We start from the raw sequence: 19,536 nt of genomic DNA, 5'->3' as shown, positions 1-19,536 counted from the left end.
CCCGCGTACCCGCAAGGCACACCCCGCGCGCCGGCCATAGGATTTCGCTCATGCATCCGATGCTCAATATCGCTGTCAAGGCCGCTCGCCGCGCCGGGCAGATCATCAATCGCGCGTCGCTCGACCTGGACCGCATCCAGGTCAGCAAGAAGCAGCACAACGACTTCGTGACGGAAGTCGACAAGGCGTCCGAAGCCGCCATCATCGAGACGCTGCACACCGCCTACCCCGACCACTCGATCCTCGCCGAAGAATCCGGCAAGGACGATCGCAAGTCCGAGTTCCAGTGGATCATCGATCCGCTCGACGGCACGACGAATTTCATCCACGGTTTCCAGTATTACTGCGTATCGATCGCGCTCGTGCACAAGGGCATCGTGACGCAGGCGGTGATCTACGACCCGACGCGCAACGACCTCTTCACGGCGTCGCGCGGCCGTGGTGCATACCTGAACGAGCGGCGCATTCGCGTCGGCAAGCTGGACCGCCTCTCCGACGCGCTGATCGGCACCGGCTTCCCGTTTCGCGACGGCGCGGGCCTCGACGCCTACATGAAGCTCTTCTCCGACATGACGCTGTCGTGCGCGGGCCTGCGCCGTCCGGGCGCGGCCGCGCTGGATCTCGCGAACGTCGCGGCTGGCCGGATGGACGGCTTCTTCGAACAGGGCATTCACGCGTGGGATGTCGCGGCGGGCAGCCTGCTCGTCACGGAAGCAGGCGGGCTGGTTGGCAACTACACCGGCGAATCGGACTTCCTGCATGAGAACGAGATCGTCGCGGCCAATCCGAAGGTCTATGCGCAGATGATCAAGATTCTCGATCCGTACACGCGCACGCGTGAAAACGCTGCCGGAGGGAAATAACAGGTAGCGATTTGCATCGATGAAAGGCGGCCTCGGCCGCCTTTTTCGTTTTTGCAGGCGCGATCCGCCGACCTCCTTTCAATAGGCCTCGCTCGCCCGGCGACGCACTGGGCGCGCATCGTGCTGCGCGTTCTGCAAGCGGAGCGCCGCTCCGCTACAGTGCATTTCCTTGCCGCCCGTGTCGCCAGTCACCTCGTCCCCATGAAAAAAGGCTTCTACACGATCATCGCCGCGCAGTTCGTCTCGTCGCTCGCCGACAATGCGCTCCTGATTGCCGCGATCGCGATGCTTACCGTGATGAAGTCGGCGTCGTGGATCACGCCGCTCCTGCAAATCTTCTTCACAATCTCCTACGTGCTGCTCGCGCCCTTCGTCGGTGCATTCGCCGATGCCCTGCAGAAGCGCCATGTCATGTTCATTTCGAATGCGCTCAAGGCGGCCGGCTGCGCGATGATGATCGCCGGGCTGCATCCGATGATCGCGTATGGCATCGTCGGCCTCGGCGCCGCGGCTTATTCGCCGGCGAAATACGGCATCCTCACCGAGCTTCTGCCGCCCGAAAAGCTGATCGCGGCGAACGCATGGCTCGAATCGGCGACGGTCGGCTCGACGATCCTCGGCACCGTGATCGGCGGCGCGCTCGTGAGCCAGTACGTGAACCACTGGGTGACGGATGCGCACTGGCCGCTCGTGCGCACCGCCGCCGACGCCGCCATGACCGCCGTGATGCTCATCTACGCGGCGGCGGCCGCGATCAATGTTGGCATCCCGGACACGGGCGCGCGCTATCCGAACCGGCTCACCGAGCCGACGAAGCTCGTCGGCGATTTCTCCCACTGCTTCAAGGTGCTGTGGTCCGACAAGCTCGCGCAGATCGCGCTTTGGGTCACGACGCTTCTCTGGGGCGCGGCGGTCACGCTGCAACTGCTGGTGCTCAAATGGGCCGGAACGAACCTCGGCCTCACGCTTTCGAAGGCGGCGGTCCTGCAAGGCGTGACGGGCCTCGGCATCGCCCTCGGCGCGGGCGCGGCGGCGGCGTTCATTCCATTGCGGCAGTCGCTGAAGGTGCTGCCCGTCGGTGTGGTGACGGGCGCGGTCGCCGTCGCGATGGCGTTCTACAACAAGGACCTCTTTCCGGCCGGCGCCGGCGTGCATCTCGGGCCGCTGTTCGCGCCGGCCTATATCCTGATGGCGTATCCGCTGATGATCCTGCTCGGCAGCCTGTCGGGATTTTTCATCGTGCCGATGAACGCGATTCTCCAGCATCGGGGCGCGACGCTGCTCTCAGCCGGGCATTCGATCGCGGTGCAGAACTTCAACCAGAATCTCGCCGTCCTCGGCATGCTCGGCTCCTACGCGCTGCTTCTGACGATCAAGGTGCCGGTGCAGTGGATCATCGTGATCTTCGGCTTGTTCGTCTGCGCGATGATGTGGCTCGCGATGCGCCGCCATGCGCGCAACGAGCGGCAATTCGACCTGGGCGGGCTGGTTGAGGAATGAAGCTTGCTGATGGGTATACTCTCGCTCTGTCACCCCGCTCTCGCGACGTCAAAACAAGCGGGGAACGATGAGGCGGGGTCAGTCGTAAATACTGGACGACTCGTCGCGCACCCGGTTGCCACGCGCCCGGGCGCCCGAGCGAGCCGCGATTTTCACTTTCCGGCACGTCAAAAGGAGCAGCAAATGGGATTGTTCACACGTTCGACGCTCGATAGCAAGATCAATGGCGCGGCCGACCTCGGCCAGCGCGCCGTCAGCGGAGCAAGCGATGCGATCGACAGCGCCAGCAGCCAGTTGCGCAGTCTTCTGGACGACCTGGACAGCTCGATTCGCGACGCCAAGGATCTTGATGCCGACAAGCTTCGCAAGGAATTGCAGTCGAAGCTGAAATCGGTGCGCTCGCAGATGGATGGCGCAAGTTCGGCGGTCACGGCCAAGCTCGGCGACGCCGCCGGCTACGCCGACGAGTTCGTGCACGACAAGCCGTGGCATACCCTCGGCGCAGTGGCGGGTCTCGCGCTGCTTGTCGGTTTTCTCGCGGGACGCGCCTGATCTTTTTTCTTGCATGCGGCAGACAGGCCGGGCGCCGGTTTTCGAACCGGCGCCCGGCCTTTTCATAGGTATCACGCATAGCACCGTTGGCCATTCGGCCGACGGCGCATCGCCCGCCCGACGGGTTACACTCTCGCCCTATATGACCGGCTCGTCTCGTAGCTGGTCCTCCTGCACCGAACGCACGCAAGATGGGCACTCAAACCGCGACTCCCGACACATCAAGCGCTCCGGCGGCGACAGTCGATCTGTCGCATCACACGCCGATGATGCAGCAATACCTTCGCATCAAATCGGAGCATCCCGGCACGCTCGTTTTTTATCGGATGGGCGATTTCTACGAGCTCTTTTTCGACGACGCCGAAAAGGCCGCGCGCCTGCTCGACCTGACGCTCACGCAGCGCGGCGCATCGGGCGGCAATCCGATCAAGATGGCGGGCGTGCCGCATCACGCGTGCGAGCAATACCTCGCGAAACTCGTGAAGCTCGGCGAGTCGGTCGCGATCTGCGAACAGATCGGCGACCCGGCGACCTCGAAAGGTCCGGTCGAACGCAAGGTCGTGCGCGTCGTCACGCCCGGCACGCTCACCGATGCCGCGCTGCTTTCCGACAAGAGCGACGTCTATCTGCTCGCGCTGTGCCCATCGCACAACCGACGCGGCGTGGTGACGAGCGTCGGGCTCGCGTGGCTCAACCTCGCGAGCGGCGCGCTGCGTCTCGCGGAAGTCGCGCCTGAAGAAGTTGGCGCGGCGCTCGAGCGCATCCGGCCGGCCGAGACGCTGATCGCCGATTCGATCACCGATATCGGCGCGTCGTTCAGCGTGCCGGGCATCGGCGCGACGACGCGGGTGCCCGCATGGCATTTCGACGTCGTCTCCGGCGGCCAGCGGCTTTGCGAGCAACTCGACGTCGCGAGCCTCGACGGCTTCGGCGCGCATTCGCTCACCTGCGCGTGCGGCGCGGCGGGCGCGCTGCTGCTCTACGCCGCCGCGACGCAGGGCCAGCAACTCAGGCATATCCGCAGTCTCAAGGTCGAGCACGAATCCGAATACATCGGGCTCGATCCCGCAACGCGGCGCAATCTCGAACTCACTGAAACTCTGCGCGGCACCGAATCGCCGACGCTCTGCTCGCTCCTCGATACCTGCTGCACGACGATGGGCAGCCGCCTGTTGCGCCACTGGCTGCATCATCCGCCCCGTGATGCATCGATCGCGCGTGCGCGTCAGCAGGCGATCGGCGCGTTGCTCGACGCGCCGCCGGGTGCGAGTCTCGACACGCTGCGTTCGTCGCTGCGGCAGATATCGGACATCGAACGGATCACCGGACGGCTTGCGCTGCTGTCGGCGCGGCCGCGTGATCTGTCGAGCCTGCGCGACACGTTCGCTGCATTGCCCACGCTGCGCGAACAGGTGAGCGCCGTGAGCCTGCACGCGGCTGCGCTCGAACGCATCGATGCCGCGCTCGAACCGTCGCCCGAATGTCTCGACTTGCTCGCCGCCGCCATCGCGCCCGAGCCTGCCGCGCTGATTCGCGACGGCGGCGTGATCGCGCGCGGCTACGACGCCGACCTCGACGAGCTTCGCGACATCTCCGAAAACTGCGACCAGTTCCTGATCGACCTGGAAACACGCGAACGCACGCGCACCGGCATCGGCAACTTGCGGGTCGAGTACAACAAGGTGCATGGCTTCTACATCGAAGTGACGCGCGGCCAGACCGACAAGGTCCCCGACGACTATCGCCGCCGCCAGACGCTGAAGAACGCCGAGCGCTACATCACGCCGGAGTTGAAGGCGTTCGAGGACAAGGCGCTCTCCGCGCAGGAACGCGCGCTCGCCCGCGAGCGCGCGCTGTACGACGCGCTGCTGCAAAGCCTCTTGCCGTTCATCGCGGATTGCCAGCGCGTCGCCGGGGCGCTGGCGGAGCTCGATTTGCTCGGCGCATTCGCCGAACGGGCACGCGCGCTCGACTGGGTCGCGCCCGAGTTCGCCGCCGATGCGGGCATCGACATCGAACAGGGACGGCATCCGGTCGTCGAAGCGCAGGTCGAGCAGTTCATCGCCAACGACTGTTGTCTCTCCACCGAACGCAAGCTCTTGCTGATCACCGGCCCGAACATGGGCGGTAAATCGACGTTCATGCGGCAAACCGCGCTGATCGCGCTGATGGCGTATGTCGGCAGCTACGTGCCGGCAAAACGCGCGCGCTTCGGCGTGCTCGACCGCATCTTCACGCGCATCGGCGCCGCCGACGATCTGGCCGGTGGCCGCTCCACGTTCATGGTCGAGATGACCGAAGCGGCCGCGATCCTCAACGACGCGAGCGCGTCGAGCCTCGTGCTGATGGACGAAATCGGCCGCGGCACGTCGACCTTCGACGGTCTCGCGCTCGCGTGGGCCATCGCGCGGCATCTGCTGTCGCACAACAACTGCTATACCCTTTTCGCCACGCACTACTTCGAATTGACGCAGTTGCCGAACGAGTTTTCCCACGCGGCGAACGTGCATCTGTCGGCGGTCGAGCACGATCACGGCATTGTCTTCCTGCATGCCGTGAACGACGGGCCCGCCAACCAGAGCTACGGCCTGCAGGTCGCGCAACTGGCTGGCGTGCCGTCGGCGGTGATCCGTGCCGCGCGCAAGCATCTCGTGCATCTGGAGCAGCAGTCGATCGGACAGCCGTCGCCGCAATTCGATCTGTTCGCGGCGGCACCGTATGTGGAGGATGCCGTGGAGCCTGAGCCGGTCGTGGCGGCGGCGGAGCATCCGGTGCTGGAGAAGCTGCGCGCGCTCGATCCGAACGACCTGCGTCCACGCGAGGCACTCGATCTGCTCTACGAACTGCATGAACTGGCGACGCTCGCGCCGGATGCATCGCGTTGAGATGATTTCGCCCGCGCGCTCGCCATGCGTCGAACGCATGAGGGCGCGCGCATTGCTCGCCGCATTGGTGTGCGGCGCATTGATGCAGCACGCGGCCGCGCAAGACGGGCCGCTGACCTTCGCCATCGTCGCCGATGCGCTGACCCGACCCGCCGACGAAGCGCCCGTGCGGCACATGCTCGATGAGATCGCGCGCGAGCACGAGGTGTCGTTCATTGTCTACGACGGCAACGTCAAGGGTCCCGCCGAGGCGTGCCGCGACAAGGTCTATGAAGCGCGGCACGACCTGCTCGATGCGTCGCGCACGCCGCTCGTCCTCGTGCCGGGCCAGCACGACTGGGCCGATTGCGGTCTCGCGCAAGCCGGCGGCTACGACCCCGTCGAGCGGCTCGACTTCATGCGGCAATTGTTCTTCGGCGACTCGAATTCGCTCGGGACCGTATCGCTTTCCGTGACGCGCGAGAGCGAAGTCGCGCGCTTTCGTCCGTTTCGCGAGAACGTGCGCTGGCAGGCGCAGGGGGTCGCGTTCATCGGCATCAATGCACCAGGCCCGAACAACCACTACCTGACGGCCGGCGGACGCAACGGCGAGTACGAAGACCGGTCGGTGGCGAACGCGTTCTGGCTCCAGCATGCGGCGGAATCGGCGCGGCGTTCGGAGCAGCGCGCGCTCGTCGTCATCCTGCAAGGCGATCCGGATTTCGCGCGCTACGAGCGACGCGACCGCTTCTCGTGGCTGCGTTTCACTCGCAGCAGCCAGCCGCACGACGGCTTTGTCGAGTTCAAGCGCAGCCTCGTCAAGGTGGCCGAACTGTTTCGCGGTCCTGTGATCGTGATTCACGGCTCCGAAACGCCGGTGCCGGGCGGCTTTCGTATCGACCAGCCGCTCCGTGACGAAAAGGGCACGGTCGTCGGCAACCTGACGCGGATCGCGATCGCGCTCAAGAAACCGCAAGGGCAATGGCTCGAAGTGCAGACGGATCCAGGCTGGCGTCCGCCGTTCAGGCTGCGGGTGCGCGAGATGCCCGCGCGCGCCGGCGCGCGATCCGCCGAGCCGGCCATCGAAACGAGCGAGCCGACGACGACCAACCCCGCGCCGCCCCAGCCTCGCGACGACCTGCCGGCGTCGCTCCCCGTGCCGCCGGGCTTGCCGCCTTCTACGCAACCTTCGCAACCTTCGCAACCTTCACTGCCGCCGCTCCTCAATCCGCCGCAAGCATTGCCCCCGATGCTGCCGACGCCCGCCTCGGGTGTTCAGAACGGCACCTACCGCGGGAATCCGGCAAGCGCGGCTGAAGAATGAGCGCACCATGAAAAAGGGCGCAGCCGTTGCTGCGCCCTGCTTCATTCAATTCGCTTCGATTCGCTTCGGTTCAAGTGCTTAATGCAGTGTCGGACCTGACTCCTTGCCCGGTTCATCGTCGGCATCGTCTTCGTCCTCGTCGAGGATTTCGAGGCCATCGGCGCCATGCGCGTGCTGGTGTTCGATTTCGTCTTCGGTCGCGGTGCGCACCTCCTGCACCGACAGCGCGAAACGCAGCGCCATGCCCGCGAGCGGATGATTGCCGTCGAGCACGACCTTGTCTTCAGCGACGTCGGTCACCGTGTAGATCAGCGAATCGATGTCGTCTTCGCCGTCTTCGGGCGTGCCTTCGAACTGCATGCCGACTTCCAGCGGTTCGGGAAAGCGGTTGCGCGCCTCGACCTTCACGAGATCGGGATCGTACTCGCCAAAAGCGTCCACGGGTTCAAGCTGGATCTGCGTCTGATAGCCAGCTTCCTGGCCGTCCAGCGCTTCCTCGATCTTGGGGAACGTGCCATCATAGCCGCCGTGCAGATAGACCATCGGCTCTTCGCTTTCCTCGATCAGATTGCCCTGCGCATCCGAGAGCTTGTAGGCGACTGATACGACGGTGTCTTTTGCGATTTTCATTGGATTCTCCAAGATACAAGCCTTAATTATACGATGCCAAAGCGGCCCCCTGAAGCAACCGCCGGCCGGCTGAACGCGCCGCTCCCGGATGAAGTCACCCCCTTGCTGGGCAACCAGACGCCGACGCAGTTCATGCGTCGTTACTGGCAGAAAAAGCCGCTCCTGATCCGCCAGGCGATTCCCGATATCCAGGCACCGCTTGCGCGCGAAGACCTGTTCGAACTCGCCGATCTCGACGACGTCGAGTCGCGCCTCATCACCCATTTTCGTAACACGTGGGCGCTGGAACATGGCCCCTTTGCGCCTGACGAATTGCCGTCGGTGAAAAAGCGCGAATGGACTCTGCTCGTGCAAGGGGTGAACCTGCACGACGACCGCGCCCACGCGCTGATGAACCGCTTTCGCTTCATTCCGGACGCTCGCCTCGACGATCTCATGATCTCCTACGCGACCGATGGCGGCGGCGTCGGCGCGCATTTCGACTCCTATGACGTGTTCCTGCTGCAGGTGCACGGCAAGCGCCGCTGGCGAATCGGCGCGCAGCGCGATCTCTCGCTAAAACCGGGACTTCCGTTGAAAGTTTTACAGCATTTCGACGCGGAAGAAGAGTGGGTGCTGGAGCCGGGCGATATGCTGTACCTGCCGCCGCATATCGCCCACGACGGCGTGGCCGAAGGCGAATGCATGACCGCGTCGATCGGCTTTCGCGCGCCGTCCACGCAGGAACTGACCGGCCAGTTTCTCTATCACCTGGCGGAGCGCGCAGGGGACGCCAACGGCGCCGCCGCTCATTATCGCGATCCGAAGCAGGAACCCGTCGCCCATCCGGCCGAGTTGCCGCCTTTGCTCGTCGAACGGGTTGGCGCGATCCTTGCAACCGTCAGTTGGGACGAAAAAGATGTGGCGTCGTTTCTCGGATCGTATTTGAGCGAGCCGAAAGCGAATGTGGTCTTCGATCCGCCTGCTCGCCCATTGAGTGAGCAAAAGTTTGTCGAGCGTGCAAAGAAGTCCGGCTTGAGGCTCGATCGAAAAAGTATTCTGCTTTACAACAAGCGATCGTATTTCCTCAATGGAGAAGCAGAAATACTCGATGCGAAACTCAAAAAATGGCTGCCCGAATTGGCCGATAACCGGCTTCTGGAGGCGAAACGCTTTGTAACACTTGCAGACGATTCGTCAATGACAGCCTTGCTGCACGAGTGGTATCGTGCGGGCTGGATTCAGGCAGACGCTTACGCCTGACTAAGCGACTTTGCTGTTCCGCAATGTGGAAATTTGTATGAGAAAGACAACGTATTGGCCCCGCATTTATCGACGGTCGGTACGAAAGGCCATATAATTTCCGCCCAAGCCGTGGGAAGTCTCACACTCTCCAATAAAATGTGGGTCTCCACAGCGGCCCTGGTCGGTGTTGGAGCACACATTACCGGTACTTTGCGCTGTTGCTTACCTTTAACCATAAAAGGACGTGATCATGAAGAAATCTCTCCTCGTAGCATCCCTGTTGGCTGCTGTTGCGCTTGCTGCATGCAACAAGTCTAGCGATACGGCTGCTCCGGGCGCTGCAAGCGATACGTCGGCTGCTTCGGCACCGGCTGCTGCTGCATCGGACGCAAACACCGCAGCATCGAGCGCATCGGCTGCCGCAAGCGACGCCAGCGCCGCTGCAAGCGACGCTTCCGCTGCTGCTTCGGGCGCGATGGCCGCTCCGGCATCGGGCGCAAGCCAGTAAGGTTTGCATGCGGGTCTCCTAGCGGGACTTGCGTAAAAAAACCGGCTCTCGAGCCGGTTTTTTTACGCCTGCGCCATGCGCGCTTTCTGCACGGCTCGTCACTTATAGCGTGAGCCAGTCGAAGCCGTCCGCCTGAGTCGCGACGACCACTTCCGCGGACGAAGCCCCCAGCACCGCCGACAAGGCCGCCTGCGCGAGATGCGGCAGGTTGTTCTGCTGGCTGAGATGCGCCGCCACCAGATGACGCAGCTTCGAACGATCGAGCGAGGCGAGTATTTCTGCGGCCGCGTCGTTGTTCAAATGCCCATGCATGCCGCCGATGCGCGCCTTCAACGACGCCGGATAACGGCTCGTCGCCAGCATTTGAAGGTCGTGATTGGATTCGAGGACGAGCGCGTCACAGCCCGAGAGAACGCTCGTGATATGCGGCGTCGAGACACCGACGTCGGTCAGGACACCGAGACGGCACGCGCCGTCGGAGAAGACGTATTGCAGCGGTTCGCGAGCGTCATGCGGCACCGTGTACGGCAGCACGCTCAGGTTCCCGATAGCGACGCTCTCGTCGCCCCACAGCACGTGCAGGTCGACGCTCGCCTCGTCGGCGCCGGTCGCGCGCGCCGTGCCCCAGCTCATATGAAGCGGAATGGACCACTTCCGGCCGAGCGTCAGTGCGCAGCCGATGTGGTCCGTGTGTTCATGCGTGATCAGGATCGCGTCGAGATCGTCGACGCGCAGCCCGATCCGGCCGAGCCGGCGTTCGACTTCCTTCGCTGAAAAACCGCAATCGAGGAGGATTCGCGTGGTCGTCGTGCCGCACTGTGACTCGACCAGCAACGCATTGCCTTCGCTGCCGCTGCCGAGACTGGCGAATCGCACGGCGCGTGCTCAGTTCAACTGGGCATGCAGCAGCGAGACGATGCGCTGCGCATCGGTCGATGCATCCACTTGACCGTTCGCATCGACGACGGCGACCTGCGTAATCGAATCCGCTTTCGGACGCACGTTGACGAGGAACTGGCGGGTCGGCTTCGGCGTGTTGCTCGAGAAGAACTTGCCGAAGAGTCCATCCTTCTTCAGCTCCTGCGTCGAATCCGAGTAGTGCACGTAGTACAGGCCCTTCTCGCGATCGCGGTTGTCGACGGTGAAGTTCGTGCGATCGAGCGCGAGACCCACGCGCAGCCATGCGCGATCGAACGGCTCGGCGATATCGAGCGTCGACGCACTGCCCGACTGCTCGACCGCCACCTTCGCGCCGGCCGGACGCGCCTGGGTGATCAACTGCTTCGCTTGCGCGTCGGTCAGGCCGAACTTCTCCATGATCTTCGCGAGGAACGCCGCTTCGAGCGCCGGATTGCGCGGACGCGCCTCCCAGCGCGACGACGTCTTGTCCTGACCCGTCAGCACTTCTTCCATCGCGCTGTGCGTGACGGAGATGTCGGTCGAGCCGTCCGCCGCGCGATCGACCTGCGTGCGGAACATGTCGCGCGTACCCGACGAATACGCGAAGTCCATCAGCTTGCCGATGCTGTTCCTGAACCAGTCGTCCGGGATGTTCGCGCGGTTCTCGGCCCAGTCGGTCGTCATGATGCCGGTCTGCGGCGCGTCGGTTTTCAGCGTGAAGCCGTTGTCCTGCCAGAACTCCTGCAGTTGCGGCCAGATCTGGTCCGGCGTGCGGCCATCGACGACGAGCCAGCGGCGATCGCCGTCGATTTCGACGTGCATGCCGTACGGGTCCTGCGCGCTCGGCACGCCGAGCGTTGCGTTGCCGGCGGGCGTGAGCGCGCGCTCCGTGCCGCCGCCAAGCGAGTTGACCTTCGGCGGCGCGGCGTAGCGCTGGCTGATGTTGGCGGTCGAGAGGTCGTTCGGCACGTTCAGGTTCGGCGCGGTTTCGGCGGCCTTGTAGTTGACGCGGTCGGGGGCGAGCCAGTCGTTGAGCGTATCGCAACCGGAGAGCGCGACGACCGTGGCAAGGCCAAGCGACAACGCGCCCAGGCGCGTGGCGTGAGTGGAAAGTGCGGATCGTTTCATGGGGTCCTTCGTGATGCTGAAAGCGCGTTGCCTGGAGCAGATGCCGGGAACGGGGTAGATAACGGGCGGTTGATGACGGGCTGCGTGGCTGGTTTCGATGATTTGCGGCGGCACGGTCCGATGGTTCTGTGTGCGCCGCCGCGAGCCATCAGGCCAGGAGCCCTGTTTCGCGCAACGCGTCACGCACGATGTCGTGATAGCGCGCGTCGAGCGGCGTGAGCGGCAGGCGGATTCCGCCGGCCATGCGCCCCATTTCCTGGAGCGCCCACTTCGCCGGAATCGGATTCGATTCGCAGAAAAGCTGCTTGTGAAGCGACAAGAGGCTCAGGTGAATCTTGCGCGCAGTGATCGCGTCGCCTTCGAGCGCCGCGCGGCAAAGCTGGCTCATCGCCTTCGGCGCGACGTTCGCCGTCACCGAAATATTGCCGTGGCCGCCGAGCAGCATCAGCGCGATCGCGGTGGGATCGTCGCCGCTGAAAATGCCGAAACCCGCGGGCGCATACTTGATCAGATGCGCGGCGCGATCGATGTTGCCCGTCGCTTCCTTCACGCCGATGATGCCCGGCACGCCCGCGAGACGCAGGATCGTTTCGTTGCTCATGTCGGCAACCGTGCGGCCCGGCACGTTGTACAGCACGACCGGCAGGTCGACCGATTCCGCGATCTTCGCGAAATGGCGATACATGCCTTCCTGCGTCGGCTTGTTGTAATACGGGACGACCTGGAGCGTCGCGTCGGCGCCGACTTTCTTCGCCGCCTTCGACAGTTCGATGGCTTCCGACGTGGAGTTGCCGCCCGCGCCCGCGATGATCGGAAAGCGCCCGGCCGTGTGCTCGACCGCCGTCTGGATCATCAGCACGTGTTCTTCGACCGAGAGCGTGGCCGATTCGCCGCTCGTGCCCACCACGACGAGGCCGTTCGAGCCTTCCGTGACATGCCAGTCGATCAGCTTTCGAAACGCCGGCAGATCGAGACTACCGTCCTCGTGCATCGGTGTGACGATGGCAGGAATGCTGCCGCGGAGCTGGATGCCGCCGTGTGTTCCGTTTGTCATGAAACGCTATGATTTAATGGGTAAACCGCGATTGTAGCGGATTAGCCCGCCAACTCGTAACGCGGCGGGTAAGACGCATTGTTACGAATGGTGAGGCCGGTTGAGGATCGGTCCGGCTCGCGGACCGCGCAGATTCGCTGCACATAGGATGCGCGCGGAACGCTCGCAAAGCCATCCTGATAAGCGATGATCCGCAAGCGCGGATGAAAGGCATCGAGCAGCTCGCCGGGCTTCAGGAGGAACGCCGGATTCGACGGCTTGCCGACGCTTTCGTTGCCCACCGCGAAGGTTTCGTAGATCAGCACGCCGCCGGGCGCGAGCGCACCGGCGAGATGCGCAAACAGCGGCCGATGCAGGTAGTTCGTCACGACGACCGCGGCGAACCGTTCATCGGCCTTTAAGGGCCACGCGGCGTTTTCCAGGTCGGCGGCAAGCGTCGAGATGCGAGCGGCGTCCGCCATCGAGCGAAGCGCTTCCTCGTCGCGATCGACGGCGAGCACCGCATGACCGCGCGACGCAAACCAGCGCGCGTGCCGGCCGCTGCCCGCCGCGACGTCGAGCACCGTGCCGCCCGCCTCGACGAGATGCGCCCACTGCCTCACCCATGCGCTCGGGACGTTCAACCCGTCCGCCATCAGTTGTACGACAGGCCCATCGCCTCGCGCACGTCGCGCATGGTTTCGGTCGCGAACTTGCGCGCCTTGTCGCAGCCATCGGCGACGATCGCGCGCAAGAGCGACGGATCGTCCATGTACTTTTGCGCGCGCTCGAGCATCGGCTGCTGTTCGCGCAGGATGCCTTCGATCACCGGCTGCTTGCAGTCGAGACAGCCGATTCCCGCCGTGCGGCAGCCCTTCTGGACCCATTCGTGGGTGGCTTCGTCGGTATAGGCCTGATGCAGCTTCCACACCGGGCATTTGTCCGGATCGCCCGGGTCGGTGCGGCGCACGCGCGCCGGATCGGTCGGCATCGTGCGGACCTTTTTCGCGATCGTCTCCGCGTCTTCGCGCAGGCCGATCGTGTTGCCGTAGGACTTCGACATCTTCTGGCCGTCGAGGCCCGGCATGCGCGACTCGGCCGTGAGCAGCACCTGCGGCTCGACGAGAATGATCTTGCGCGCGCCTTCGAGATAGCCGAACAGCCGCTCGCGATCGCTCATCGACAGGCTCTGCGACTCCTGCAACATCGCGCGAGCCTGTTCGAGCGCTTCGTCGTCGCCTTCCTGCTGGTACGCGACGCGCAACTCGTGATACAGCTTCGCCCGCTTGCCGCCGAGTTTTTTCGCGGCGTCGAGCGCCTTCTCCTCGAAGTCCTTCTCGCGGCCGTACAGGTAGTTGAAGCGGCGCGCGATCTCACGCGTCATCTCGACGTGCGGCACCTGGTCCTCGCCGACCGGCACCAGCGACGCGCGATACAGCAGGATGTCGGCGGCCATCAGCACCGGATAGCCGAGAAAGCCGTACGTCGACAGGTCCTTTTCGCGCAGCTTCTCGATCTGTTCCTTGTAGGTCGGCACGCGTTCGAGCCAGCCGAGCGGCGTGCCCATGCCGAGCAACAGCGACAGTTCCGCATGCTCCGGCACGCGGCTCTGGATGAACAGCGTAGCCTGCGCCGGGTCGATGCCGGACGCGAGCCAGTCGATCAGCACTTCCCAGACGTTCTGCTCGATCACTTCGGGCGTTTCGTAGTGCGTCGTGAGCGCGTGCCAGTCGACGACCGCGAAAAAGCATGGGTATTCGGACTGCAGCCGCACCCAGTTTTTCAGCACGCCGTGATAGTGGCCGAGATGCAGCGAGCCGGTCGGCCGCATGCCTGAGAAGATACGGTCAGGGAACATGGTTTTATAGAAAGAACGAAGCAAAGGGATTCAGGATGGCCGACACCGCCGCGTAGCCCACGTTCACGAGCGGGCCGAGCCAGTAGCGCGTGAGCACGCCCGTCACGACGAGCGCCATCACGATGAAAAAACCGTAAGGCTCGAGCCGCTGCAGGGTGAGCGAGGCGCGAACCGGCAGGAGCGCCATCAGCACGCGGCCGCCGTCGAGCGGCGGCAGCGGAAAGAGGTTCAGCACGCCGAGCACGAGATTCACGCCGACGCCGGCCGCCGCCATGCGCGTGAAAAACGCTTCGTCGACGTGAAAGCCCGCCAGCATGACCGCGATCACGCCCCATACGAGCGCCTGCACGAAGTTGCTGGCAGGTCCCGCGGCCGCGACCCAGAGGCTGCCCCAGCGCGGATTGCGCAGGTTGCCGAACGCGACGGGCACGGGCTTCGCGTAGCCGAACATGAATGCGCCGCTCGTCACGAAGTACAGGACGATAGGAATGACGATGGTGCCGATGGGGTCGATGTGACGCATCGGATTGAAGGACACGCGGCCGAGCACGTAAGCGGTGTTGTCGCCGAGCAGGCGCGCAACGTAGCCGTGCGCGGCCTCGTGCAGCGTGATCGCGAAGATCACCGGGAGCGCGTAGACCGCGATTGTCTGTATCAGGGAAGAATCCATAGCTCGCTATTCTATCAAGCGTATCTTGCAGTTCAGGCGCCACTCATGGCGGGAAAGTCACGGTTGCGCGCGGCGAGCGTGGGCAGGCATAGGTGGGCGGGTTTCGGGCCCGCTTGCGGCAAATTGCGGGAGGCGAACGCAGATGATGCCTCCTGTCGGGAAATTTCGCCCGATTTTATGCCGTCAGGCTCAGGGGCGAAGCTCAGGGGTCGGGCTCAGCTTTCCGCAGTAAGGCCGAACGGCTCCAGACTTCCGCGGCCCGGGCGCACCAGCACCGGTGCGGCGCCGGTCAGGTCGATGACCGTCGACGGCTCCGCGGCGCAAGCGCCCGCATCGATCACGAGGTCGATCTGCTTTTCGAGGCGGTCGCGGATTTCCTCGGCGTCGTTGAGCGGCTCGGTGTCGGGCGGCAGGATCAGCGTCGAGCCGAGCAGCGGCTGGCCGAGCGCTTCGAGCAGCGCCAGCGTGATGGCGTGCTCGGGCACGCGCAGCCCGATCGTCTTGCGCGACGGATGCGAGAGCCGCCGAGGCACTTCCTTGGTCGCCTGCAGTACGAACACATACGGCCCCGGCGTCACCGATTTGATCAGCCGATACTGCCGGTTGTCGACCTGCGCGAAATTGGCGAGCTGCGACAGGTCGCGCACGAGCAAAGAGAGCAGTTGCTTCTCGTCGAGCCCGCGGATGCGGCGGATGCGCTCGACGGCGTCCTTGTCGTCGAGATGACAGGCGAGCGCATAGCTCGAATCGGTCGGCATCGCGATCACGCCGCCGTCGTTGATGATCTGCACCGCCTGGTTGATCAGGCGCGGCTGTGGATTGTCCGGATGAATGCGAAAGAATTGAGACATGGCGGCGTGGTTTTTATGATGTCGCTTGACGCGGGACGCGGCGGGACGCGTGTCCGCGCAACGTTCGCGAAGACCGGACGGTTCGGTGCGATTCAGGACGCGAAAACTGGCGTGCTGCATGATGTGGCCCCAGCATTGGATAGCACGGGTGGAACATGCGAGAAGCGTGCCAGCTTTGCGCCTTGCAGCGCACCGCGAGCTGTCAGAGCCAGCGCTCCCAGACCGGCTTGAGATCGGATGGAAGCGGCGGAAGCTGGCCGAGGTCAATGCGGCCCTCGCCGGCGCCGTGGAAGTCCGATCCGCGCGACGCGTAAAAACCATAGCGGCGCGCCACATCCGCGTACTCTCGATACTGGTCCGGCGTGTGGCTGCCGGTCACGACTTCGATGGCGCCGCCGCCCAACTGTATGAATTCGTCGAACAGTGCGGCGAATTCTGTTGGCGAATAATCGTAACGGCCGGGATGCGCGATCACCGGCTCGCCGCCCGCCCCCTTGATCCACTTGACGGCGTCCGGCAGCTTCGACCAGCGATGGCCGACGTAGCCCGGCTTGCCCTCGCCCAGGTAGCGCGCGAACACGTCCGACGTGGACTGCGCAAGCCCTTCCTCCACCAGATAGCGCGCGAAGTGGGTGCGTGAAATCATCTTCGGATCGCTGACGTAACGCAGCGCGCCTTCGTACGCATTTGGAATGCCGACTTTCTCCAGCGCCTCGCCGATCGCGACACCCCGCGCGGCACGGCCGTCGCGCGTGGCGGCGAGCCCGTCGAGCAGTTCCTGGTTCTCAGGGTCGACGTTCAGGCCGACGACGTGCACCGTGCGCCCCGCCCACGTCACCGAGATCTCGACGCCGCTCAGGTACTGCATGCCGAGCGCCTCGGCCGCCTCGCGCGCCTCGCGCTGGCCGCCCAACTGGTCGTGATCGGTGAGCGCCCACAGCGTCACGCCGCCCGCGTGCGCACGCTCCGCAACCCGCGCGGGCGTGAGCTGGCCGTCGGAAACAGTGGAATGGCAGTGGAGATCGGCGTTCATCGTGGGCTTCATGTGCATGGCTAACATTCTACTGCAATGCAAGTTTCAGTCCGTGCGGGCTCTTACGCGCAAAAATCCGCGATCAGCGCCGCGACCTGCTCCGGCTGGTCATGGTGCAGCATGTGTCCCGCGTCGCCGACAATGGCCTCGCGCCAGTCCGGAAAAGCCGAAAAACGTGTCTTGAACTCGTCGACCGGAAGATTGCCCGCGAACATCGTGAGCGTCTGCGACCGCGCCGCCTCGACGTGCAGCACCTTCGCGCGCACCTGCGACCAAGCCGCCATCACTTCATCCAGCCGATACAGCAACGGCCCGCGCAACTTGTGCGCCGGATCGGCGAGCAGGCGGTAACGGCCGTCGTCCGCCTGTTTCGACCAGTGCTGCGCGAGAAACCGGGCACGTGTCCGGGCAAGACGCGGGTTGGTGCGGATCAGGCGCTCGGCGACTTCCTCGAGCGTGGCGTAGGTCCGCAGTTCGGGCGGCACGCGCAGGTCGTCGAGCCATTGCGCGATGCGCGCCGGGGAGCGCTTCGGATCGGCGGCGGCAAGCCCGAAGCCTTCGAGATCGACCACGCGCCGCACTCGCTGCGGCCGCACGCCCGCATACAGCGCGACGACGTTCGCGCCCATGCTGTGGCCGACCAGGTTCACTTCGCCATGCGGCGCGTAGCGGTCGAGGATGACGTCGAGGTCCGCGAGATAGTCCTGGAACCAGTAGCTCCCGCCGCCGCGCTCCGCAACCGGCCACGCCGACAGCCCGAAGCCGCGCCCATCGGGCGCGATCACCTGCCAGCCGTCGCCGAGCGCATCGACGACGAACTGGAACGACGCCGCGACGTCCATCCAGCCGTGCAGCATGAAGAGCGTCGGCGCGTCGGGGGCGCCCCAGCGCCGTATGTGCAGACGCACGCCGCGCGCATCGACGAAATCGGAAGAAGACACACGCATTGGGTCGATCCAGAAAGGAATGATCGTTCGATTATAGCCAGCAGCGAACCTTTTCGAGATGGATTCAGCCGTCCAGCCCGGCCAGCGCACGCAGTTCCGCTTCGTCGAAGCCGGCGTCGCGGCGCGCTTCGAAGTTGAACGGCCCGCGGAGTTTCGGCGCGTGGTACTGCTCGGCGAGGCGCGCGTAGGTGGGATGCGGATCGGCGCCCGCCGCATCGCACAGATGACGAAACCAGCGGTTGCCGATCAGCACGTGGCCGATCTCGTCTTCAAGGATCACGTCGAGGATTGCCGCCGATGCGTGGTCGCCCGCCTGTGCGAGACGCTTGCGGATCGGCGGCGACGCATCGAGGCCGCGTGCCTCCAGCGTGCGCGGCACAAGCGCCATGCGCGCGAGGACGTCGCCGCAGGTGCGTTCGGCCATTTCCCAAAGGCCGTCGTGCGCCGGGAAGTCGCCGTAGACATGCCCGAATTCCCCGAGCCGCGTGTTCAGCAGCGAAAAATGATGCGCTTCTTCCGCCGCTACTTTCAACCAGTCGAGATAAAAATCGTCCGGCATCGACGCGAAACGCCAGACGGCGTCGAGCGCCAGGTTGATCGCGTTGAATTCGATATGCGCGAGCGCGTGCAGGAGCACGGCGCGCCCCGCTTCGGACTGCATGCCGCGGCGCTTCAGCGAACCCGGTTCGACGAGCGGCGGCCGTTCGGGGCGGCCAGGCAAGTCCGCAGGCTCGCTCAACTGCAACGACGGTTCGATCACCGCCTTCCCGTCCCGCGCCGCGTCGTAAAGCGGACGGGCGCGCGTGGCTTTCGTCTGCGGATCGCGCTCGCGAAGGATGTCGAGCGCCGTCTGACGCGCACAGGGAAATGAAGAGGAATCAGTGGACATGGAAAAGGACATTCAAACTCGATCGACGGACCGCCGCCCTGCGCGTCGCCCGCGCCCGCGACGGCGGCTTTACCGCGCAAACGGCTAAAATAGCGCTTTGCGCATCAGACATTGCCTAAAAGCACACCGCCGCCCGGCATTGTAGCGCCGGCGCCGGCAGCCATCGGTGCTCCAACCCGAGCATCGCCCAGACCGCTAAGGAGACATAGTTGGCCATCTACAAGCTCGGCGAAGAAGCCCCCACGATCCACGAAAGCGTGTTCCTCGCGGATACCGCGACGATCATCGGCCGCGTCACGCTGGAAGAGAACGCGAGCGTCTGGTTCGGCGCGGCACTGCGCGGCGACAACGAGCCGATCGTCGTCGGACGCGGCAGCAATGTCCAGGAAAACGCGATCCTGCACGCCGACCCCGGCTTTCCGCTGACGATCGAAGCGAACGTCACGGTCGGCCACCAGGCGATGCTGCATGGCTGCACCATCAAGGAAGGCTCGCTGATCGGAATTCAGGCCGTGGTCTTGAATGGTGCGGTCATCGGCCGCAACTGTCTGGTTGGCGCGGGCGCGGTGGTGACGGAAGGCAAGGTGTTTCCCGACAACACGCTGATTATCGGGTCGCCTGCGAAGGCGGTGCGCGAAATCACCGAGGCGGATATCGCCCGCATGCAGTCGGCCACCCGCAGTTACACGGACCGACGCGAATACTACAAGGCGCAACTCGTGCGAATCGGCTGATACCGAACCCGCATCGAGGTTTCCCGCC

The 19,536-nt window shown here is 64.6% G+C and carries 19 protein-coding genes; 8 read left to right on the top strand and 11 right to left on the bottom strand.

Going from position 1 to position 19,536, the window contains the following annotated elements; genetic code table 11:
• Window positions 1-50 precede the first annotated feature (50 nt).
• The 5 genes from AWB68_RS09970 (at window position 51) to AWB68_RS09950 (ending at window position 7,103) form a co-directional block, all read left to right on the top strand.
• Window positions 51-863, top strand: a complete 813-nt coding sequence (locus AWB68_RS09970) for an inositol monophosphatase family protein (RefSeq protein ID WP_087644175.1) — start codon at window positions 51-53, stop codon at window positions 861-863.
• A 201-nt stretch (window positions 864-1,064) separates the two neighbouring features.
• The gene (gene lplT / locus AWB68_RS09965) at window positions 1,065-2,363 is read left to right on the top strand and encodes a lysophospholipid transporter LplT (RefSeq protein ID WP_087644238.1); all 1,299 of its coding nucleotides are present in this window, start codon (window positions 1,065-1,067) and stop codon (window positions 2,361-2,363) included.
• A 183-nt stretch (window positions 2,364-2,546) separates the two neighbouring features.
• Window positions 2,547-2,915, top strand: coding sequence for an ElaB/YgaM/YqjD family protein (locus AWB68_RS09960; RefSeq protein ID WP_087644174.1), 369 nt, complete (start codon window positions 2,547-2,549; stop codon window positions 2,913-2,915).
• 191 nt (window positions 2,916-3,106) lie between these two features.
• Window positions 3,107-5,800 carry a DNA mismatch repair protein MutS gene (gene mutS / locus AWB68_RS09955; protein WP_200828665.1) on the top strand — a complete coding sequence of 898 codons (2,694 nt, stop codon included), beginning with the start codon at window positions 3,107-3,109 and terminating at the stop codon, window positions 5,798-5,800.
• Window positions 5,763-7,103, top strand: coding sequence for a hypothetical protein (locus tag AWB68_RS09950; RefSeq protein ID WP_235028270.1), 1,341 nt, complete (start codon window positions 5,763-5,765; stop codon window positions 7,101-7,103). Before mutS ends, AWB68_RS09950 begins: the two co-directional genes overlap by 38 nt.
• Window positions 7,104-7,181: 78 nt before the next feature.
• Here the strand turns inward: AWB68_RS09950 and AWB68_RS09945 are convergent, their stop codons facing one another.
• A complete protein-coding gene (locus tag AWB68_RS09945) occupies window positions 7,182-7,733 on the bottom strand; it encodes an FKBP-type peptidyl-prolyl cis-trans isomerase (protein ID WP_087644173.1) in 552 nt (183 codons plus the stop codon).
• Between the two features lie 33 nt (window positions 7,734-7,766).
• On the opposite strand from AWB68_RS09945, the gene AWB68_RS09940 reads away from it, so the two are divergent.
• Window positions 7,767-8,975, top strand: a complete 1,209-nt coding sequence (locus AWB68_RS09940) for a cupin domain-containing protein (RefSeq protein WP_087644172.1) — start codon at window positions 7,767-7,769, stop codon at window positions 8,973-8,975.
• 232 nt (window positions 8,976-9,207) lie between these two features.
• Window positions 9,208-9,465 (top strand): hypothetical protein, encoded by a 258-nt coding sequence (locus AWB68_RS09930; protein ID WP_200828664.1) that lies wholly within the window; start codon window positions 9,208-9,210, stop codon window positions 9,463-9,465.
• Between the two features lie 102 nt (window positions 9,466-9,567).
• Here the strand turns inward: AWB68_RS09930 and AWB68_RS09925 are convergent, their stop codons facing one another.
• The 10 genes from AWB68_RS09925 to AWB68_RS09880 all read right to left on the bottom strand — a co-directional run bounded on the left by AWB68_RS09925 (window position 9,568) and on the right by AWB68_RS09880 (window position 18,774).
• On the bottom strand, window positions 9,568-10,341 hold the full coding sequence (locus AWB68_RS09925) for an MBL fold metallo-hydrolase (protein WP_087644170.1): 774 nt from the start codon (window positions 10,339-10,341) through the stop codon (window positions 9,568-9,570).
• Window positions 10,342-10,350: 9 nt separating this feature from the next.
• Window positions 10,351-11,493: an NlpB/DapX family lipoprotein gene (gene bamC / locus AWB68_RS09920; RefSeq protein ID WP_087644169.1), complete on the bottom strand. Its 1,143-nt coding sequence runs from the start codon at window positions 11,491-11,493 to the stop codon at window positions 10,351-10,353.
• A gap of 148 nt (window positions 11,494-11,641) precedes the next feature.
• On the bottom strand, window positions 11,642-12,547 hold the full coding sequence (dapA, locus tag AWB68_RS09915; protein WP_087644168.1) for a 4-hydroxy-tetrahydrodipicolinate synthase: 906 nt from the start codon (window positions 12,545-12,547) through the stop codon (window positions 11,642-11,644).
• Window positions 12,548-12,588: 41 nt separating this feature from the next.
• Window positions 12,589-13,182 carry a class I SAM-dependent methyltransferase gene (locus tag AWB68_RS09910; protein ID WP_087644167.1) on the bottom strand — a complete coding sequence of 198 codons (594 nt, stop codon included), beginning with the start codon at window positions 13,180-13,182 and terminating at the stop codon, window positions 12,589-12,591.
• Complete coding sequence (locus tag AWB68_RS09905) at window positions 13,182-14,384, bottom strand: tryptophan--tRNA ligase (protein WP_087644166.1); 1,203 nt, start codon at window positions 14,382-14,384, stop codon at window positions 13,182-13,184. The genes AWB68_RS09910 and AWB68_RS09905 overlap by 1 nt, the downstream gene beginning before the upstream one ends.
• 4 nt (window positions 14,385-14,388) lie before the next feature.
• Complete coding sequence (locus AWB68_RS09900) at window positions 14,389-15,054, bottom strand: site-2 protease family protein (protein ID WP_087644165.1); 666 nt, start codon at window positions 15,052-15,054, stop codon at window positions 14,389-14,391.
• Between the two features lie 215 nt (window positions 15,055-15,269).
• Window positions 15,270-15,905 carry an L-threonylcarbamoyladenylate synthase gene (locus AWB68_RS09895; RefSeq protein WP_087644234.1) on the bottom strand — a complete coding sequence of 212 codons (636 nt, stop codon included), beginning with the start codon at window positions 15,903-15,905 and terminating at the stop codon, window positions 15,270-15,272.
• Window positions 15,906-16,107: 202 nt separating this feature from the next.
• Entirely contained in the window at window positions 16,108-16,938 is an 831-nt protein-coding gene (locus AWB68_RS09890; RefSeq protein WP_087644233.1) for a 3',5'-nucleoside bisphosphate phosphatase, read from the bottom strand.
• A 62-nt stretch (window positions 16,939-17,000) separates the two neighbouring features.
• Entirely contained in the window at window positions 17,001-17,885 is an 885-nt protein-coding gene (locus AWB68_RS09885) for an alpha/beta fold hydrolase (RefSeq protein ID WP_087644231.1), read from the bottom strand.
• A 64-nt stretch (window positions 17,886-17,949) separates the two neighbouring features.
• Window positions 17,950-18,774 (bottom strand): ferritin-like domain-containing protein, encoded by an 825-nt coding sequence (locus AWB68_RS09880; RefSeq protein ID WP_087644232.1) that lies wholly within the window; start codon window positions 18,772-18,774, stop codon window positions 17,950-17,952.
• A 209-nt stretch (window positions 18,775-18,983) separates the two neighbouring features.
• Here AWB68_RS09880 and AWB68_RS09875 point away from each other — a divergent pair, with 209 nt between their 5' ends.
• Window positions 18,984-19,508 carry a gamma carbonic anhydrase family protein gene (locus tag AWB68_RS09875; RefSeq protein ID WP_087644164.1) on the top strand — a complete coding sequence of 175 codons (525 nt, stop codon included), beginning with the start codon at window positions 18,984-18,986 and terminating at the stop codon, window positions 19,506-19,508.
• Window positions 19,509-19,536: the final 28 nt, after the last annotated feature.

Origin of the sequence: Caballeronia choica (assembly GCF_001544535.1) — a bacterium.
Lineage (GTDB): Bacteria > Pseudomonadota > Gammaproteobacteria > Burkholderiales > Burkholderiaceae > Caballeronia > Caballeronia choica.
The sequence above is the reverse complement of the archived record's forward strand: the minus strand, read 5'-3'. Positions and strand labels throughout refer to the sequence as shown.

What these genes read in the sequence shown, in the direction of transcription:
- AWB68_RS09970 (WP_087644175.1), top strand. Translation starts at nt 51, where the DNA reads ATGCATCCGATGCTCAATATCGCTGTCAAGGCCGCTCGCCGCGCCGGG.
- lplT (WP_087644238.1), top strand. Translation starts at nt 1,065, where the DNA reads ATGAAAAAAGGCTTCTACACGATCATCGCCGCGCAGTTCGTCTCGTCG.
- AWB68_RS09960 (WP_087644174.1), top strand. Translation starts at nt 2,547, where the DNA reads ATGGGATTGTTCACACGTTCGACGCTCGATAGCAAGATCAATGGCGCG.
- mutS (WP_200828665.1), top strand. Translation starts at nt 3,107, where the DNA reads ATGGGCACTCAAACCGCGACTCCCGACACATCAAGCGCTCCGGCGGCG.
- AWB68_RS09950 (WP_235028270.1), top strand. Translation starts at nt 5,763, where the DNA reads ATGAACTGGCGACGCTCGCGCCGGATGCATCGCGTTGAGATGATTTCG.
- AWB68_RS09945 (WP_087644173.1), bottom strand. Translation starts at nt 7,733, where the DNA reads ATGAAAATCGCAAAAGACACCGTCGTATCAGTCGCCTACAAGCTCTCG.
- AWB68_RS09940 (WP_087644172.1), top strand. Translation starts at nt 7,767, where the DNA reads ATGCCAAAGCGGCCCCCTGAAGCAACCGCCGGCCGGCTGAACGCGCCG.
- AWB68_RS09930 (WP_200828664.1), top strand. Translation starts at nt 9,208, where the DNA reads ATGAAGAAATCTCTCCTCGTAGCATCCCTGTTGGCTGCTGTTGCGCTT.
- bamC (WP_087644169.1), bottom strand. Translation starts at nt 11,493, where the DNA reads ATGAAACGATCCGCACTTTCCACTCACGCCACGCGCCTGGGCGCGTTG.
- dapA (WP_087644168.1), bottom strand. Translation starts at nt 12,547, where the DNA reads ATGACAAACGGAACACACGGCGGCATCCAGCTCCGCGGCAGCATTCCT.
- AWB68_RS09910 (WP_087644167.1), bottom strand. Translation starts at nt 13,182, where the DNA reads ATGGCGGACGGGTTGAACGTCCCGAGCGCATGGGTGAGGCAGTGGGCG.
- AWB68_RS09905 (WP_087644166.1), bottom strand. Translation starts at nt 14,384, where the DNA reads ATGTTCCCTGACCGTATCTTCTCAGGCATGCGGCCGACCGGCTCGCTG.
- AWB68_RS09900 (WP_087644165.1), bottom strand. Translation starts at nt 15,054, where the DNA reads ATGGATTCTTCCCTGATACAGACAATCGCGGTCTACGCGCTCCCGGTG.
- AWB68_RS09895 (WP_087644234.1), bottom strand. Translation starts at nt 15,905, where the DNA reads ATGTCTCAATTCTTTCGCATTCATCCGGACAATCCACAGCCGCGCCTG.
- AWB68_RS09890 (WP_087644233.1), bottom strand. Translation starts at nt 16,938, where the DNA reads ATGAACGCCGATCTCCACTGCCATTCCACTGTTTCCGACGGCCAGCTC.
- AWB68_RS09885 (WP_087644231.1), bottom strand. Translation starts at nt 17,885, where the DNA reads ATGCGTGTGTCTTCTTCCGATTTCGTCGATGCGCGCGGCGTGCGTCTG.
- AWB68_RS09880 (WP_087644232.1), bottom strand. Translation starts at nt 18,774, where the DNA reads ATGTCCACTGATTCCTCTTCATTTCCCTGTGCGCGTCAGACGGCGCTC.